Annotated in this window: 4 protein-coding genes; 1 reads left to right on the forward strand and 3 read right to left on the reverse strand. The window is 73.4% G+C overall.

Translation table 11 applies throughout. From position 1 onward, the window contains the following. Window positions 1-4: 4 nt before the first annotated feature. The 3 genes from AX737_RS28865 to AX737_RS28875 form a co-directional block, all read right to left on the reverse strand. Window positions 5-1,048: a cysteine synthase A gene (locus tag AX737_RS28865; protein WP_066927360.1), complete on the reverse strand. Its 1,044-nt coding sequence runs from the start codon at window positions 1,046-1,048 to the stop codon at window positions 5-7. 80 nt (window positions 1,049-1,128) lie between these two features. Next, window positions 1,129-2,148: an extracellular solute-binding protein gene (locus AX737_RS28870; protein WP_066927375.1), complete on the reverse strand. Its 1,020-nt coding sequence runs from the start codon at window positions 2,146-2,148 to the stop codon at window positions 1,129-1,131. Window positions 2,149-2,264: 116 nt separating this feature from the next. Further along, on the reverse strand, window positions 2,265-3,305 hold the full coding sequence (locus AX737_RS28875; protein ID WP_066927373.1) for an ABC transporter ATP-binding protein: 1,041 nt from the start codon (window positions 3,303-3,305) through the stop codon (window positions 2,265-2,267). Between the two features lie 176 nt (window positions 3,306-3,481). On the opposite strand from AX737_RS28875, the gene AX737_RS28880 reads away from it, so the two are divergent. Next, on the forward strand, window positions 3,482-3,728 hold a 247-nt coding region (locus tag AX737_RS28880), incomplete at its 3' end, for an MFS transporter (RefSeq protein ID WP_197430759.1).

Consider the following 3,728-nt stretch of genomic DNA (forward strand, 5'->3'; position numbering starts at 1 on the left):
GCCCTCAGGCCCGCCAGTCCGGCAGATCCTCCCCGGGCGCGTCGAGCCAGTCCGGCACGGGCAGGCCGCGCCCGGCGAGGAAGGCCGGGTTGAACAGCTTCGAGGCGTAGCGCGCCGCGCCGTCGCACAAGATCGTCACGATCGTGCGGCCCGGCCCGAGTTCACGAGCCAGCCGGATCGCGCCCGCCACGTTGATGCCGGACGATCCGCCGAGCGACAGACCTTCCTCCCGCATCAGCCCGAACACGATCTCCAGCGCCTCGGCGTCGGGGATGCGGAAGGCGTGGTCGGGCGCGAAGCCCGCGAGGTTTCCGGTGACGCGGCCCTGGCCGATCCCTTCCGTGATCGAGGAGCCTTCGGCCTTCAGCGTGCCGGTGGTATAGTACGCGTAGAGCGCCGAGCCCTCGGGGTCGGCGAGCGCGATCCGCACGCCGGGACTTGCTGCGCGCAGGGCCTCGGCGACGCCCGCGAGCGTGCCGCCGGTGCCCGCCGCGCAGACGAAGCCGTCGACTGTGCCGCCCGTCGCCTCCAGGATCTCGGGGCCGGTGTGCTCCACATGGGCGCGCCGGTTGGCGACGTTGTCGAACTGGTCGGCGAAGAAGGCGCCCGTGGGATCGCGCGCAGCCAGCGCCTCGGCGAGGCGCCGCGCCACGTGCACGTAGTTGTTCGGGTTGGCGAAGGGCACCGCCGGCACCTCGACGAGCCGGGCGCCGGCGAGCCGCAGGGTCTGCTTCTTCTCGGCCGACTGAGTCTCGGGGATCACGATCACGGTGCGGTAACCGCGCACCGCGGCCACCAGGGCGAGGCCGATGCCGGTGTTGCCGGCCGTGCCCTCCACGATGGTGCCGCCCGGCCGGATCAGCCCGCGCGCCTCCGCGTCTCGCACGATCGAGAGGGCGGCCCGGTCCTTCACCGAGAGGCCGGGATTCAGGAACTCGGCCTTGCCGAGGATGGTGCAGCCGGTCTCCTCGGAGGCCCGGCGCAGGCGGATCAGCGGCGTGCCGCCGATGGCGGCCAGGACGTCGGGGCGGGGGGCGGCGCGGCTCATGCGCCGAGCATAGCGCATGAGCCGCGGAAGGGGTTCCTGTTTCAGGGCGTCCCGCGAGAAGCCGCCTCCCCGCCTCGGGCTCAGTTGTCGAAGCCGACCTTGTCCACCAGCAGGCTCGCGGCCTTGCGGTTGCGGGCGATCTCGGCGAGCGGCGTCGGGTCGATCGAGAGCGGGCCCATCGCGCTGAGCAGTGGGTCGATCGCGGCGCCGGCCTTGACCGGGTACTCGTAGTTGGCTTTCGCGTAGAGCGCCTGCGCCTCGTCGGAGACGAGATATTCGAGGAGCTTGACCGCCTCGTCGCGGTTCGGGGCGTTCTTCGCCACCACGGCGCCCGAGACGTTGACGTGCGTGCCCCCGCCCTCGAACGTCGGCAGCGCCACCGTGATGGCCTCGCCCCACTTCACCTGCTCGGGGCCGCCCTTGCCCGAGCGCATCAGGCCCACGTAGTACGAGTTGCCGAGGCCGATCTCGCAGGTCTCGGCCAGGATGTCGCGGGCGATGTCCCGGTCGCCGCCCGCGGGCTTGCGGGCAAGGTTGGCCTTCACCCCCTTCAGCCAGGCCTCCGTCTTCTCGGCTCCGTGCTTGACGAGGTGATGGGCGATCAGCGCCGTGTTGTAGGGGTGCTGGCCCGAGCGCAGGCAGAGCTTGCCCCGCCACTTCGGATCCGCCAGTTCCTCGTAGGAGAGCGCCTGGAGCCCGGCGAAGTCGCGCGCGTCGGCGTAGGCGACGCGGGCGCGGGACGAGAGCGCGAACCAGCGCCCCTCCGGATCGCGCAGCGAGGCCGGCACCGCGGCCTCGAGCGCGGCGGATTTCACGGGCTGGGCGAGGCCCCGGTCCACCAGCTCGATCAGGTTGCCGATATCCACCGTCATCAGCACGTCGGCCTTGGCGCGCTCGCCCTCGGCCGCAACCCGCTCGGCCAGTCCCTTCTCGACGAAGACCGTGTTGACCGCGGTGCCCGTCCTGGCCGTGTAGGCGTCGAGGATCGGCCGGATCAGTCCCGGCTCGCGGGTGGTGTAGAGGTTCACCTCCGCGGCCTGCGCGGGCAGGGCCGCGAGGACGGTGGCGAGAAGGGCGTATCCGGCGGTGCGACGAGGCATGGTTTCCTCCCTGAGGTCGGGGAGGTTGAGCGGCATCGATCGACCGAAAGCAAGGCCTAAGTTTTTGATCTAAAACAGTTAAAATCTACAGCTCCGCCACGCGCGGACATCAGTCCCTAATCCGCTGCGGCCGCGAAAATAAAGGGGCTGTCGCCCGCCGGCACGAGGCCGACCGCCGCGCCCGGCCGGTGCGCGGCCTCGGGTGGAACCGCGAGGCGCAGCGGCTCGGCAAAGCCCGCTGACTCGATCTCCAGCTGCACCTGGGTGCCGAGATAGATCCGCCGCGCGACGCGGCCCGGGTGGCCCCCGCCCGCGGGGACGATCCGCAGCGCCTGCGGGCGGAAGGCCGCGCTCAGCCGCGCGCCCTCCGCGAAGCCGGGCGCCGGGAAGGATCCGAGCGGCGTCTCCAGCGCGCCGCCGCGGCACGGACCCTCGACCTCGCAGAGATCGCCGAAGAAGCGGGCGGCGAAGCGGTTCACCGGGCGGCGGTAGAGATCCTCGGGCATGCCCACCTGCACGACGCGCCCGGCCCGCATCAGCGCGATGCGGTCGCAGACCTCCATCGCCTCCTCGGGATCGTGGGTGACGAGGAGCGCCGTGGCGCCGGCCGCGCGCAGGACGCCGAGCGTGTCGGTCCGGACCCGGTCGCGGGTGCGCCGGTCGAGATTCGAGAAGGGCTCGTCGAGCAGCAGCAGGCGCGGGCCCGGCGCGAGCGCCCGGGCGAGCGCCACCCGCTGCGCCTCGCCGCCCGACAGCGTGTCGGGATAGGCCGCCGCGCGGTGCGCGAGCCCCACCTGCGCGAGCCGCGCCGCCGCGGTGGCCTCGGCCTCGGCGCGCTTGCCGGCGAGGCCGTAGCGCACGTTCTCCGCGACCGTGAGGTGCGGGAACAGGGCGTAGTCCTGGAACATCATGCCGACGCCGCGCAGTTCCGGCGGCAGGCCGGGGCGGATCTCCCGCCCGTCGAGGCGCAGAACGCCGCGGTCCGGCGTCTCCAGCCCGGCCACGATCCGCAGCAGGGTGCTCTTGCCGCAGCCGGAATCGCCGAGCAGCCCGACGATCTCCCCGCCCGCCACCGCGAGCGAGACGTCGTCGAGGGCGCGCACCGGGCCGAAGCGGCATCCGATCCGGTCGAGTTCGAGGCGGGACGTCTCAGGCATCGGCGCGCCCCGGGCTCGCCGCGCCGCCTCTTCGGCGGGACGACGGAGCCGCGCCTCCGTCCGGACGGGAAAGGGATGGATTCGGACGCGCGCGCTGCATCGGCCGTTCCTGACGCGGCGCCCCGGCCGGCGCAATCCGGTATAGGCTGGTACGTGTCGGGCGGCCGGGGGACGACGTGGCGGGACGGGGCGGGTTCGCGCGCTATCTCGCGCTCTATGCCGGTCTCTACGGCGCCTATGGCTGCCTCTCCCCGCTCCTGCCGAACCTGATGGCCGCCCGCGGGCTCACGCCCGAGGCGATCGGTCTCGTCCTGGCGGCCGCGACCCTGGTGCGCCTCGTCGCCGCCCCGCTCGCCGGCCGCCTCGCCGACGCGCGCGACGCCGCCCGCCCGATCCTGGCCGCGAGCGCGGTCGGGGCGGGGC

Source organism: Methylobacterium sp. CCH5-D2 (genome assembly GCF_001556475.1).
GTDB classification, from domain to species: Bacteria; Pseudomonadota; Alphaproteobacteria; order Rhizobiales; family Beijerinckiaceae; genus Methylobacterium; species Methylobacterium hispanicum.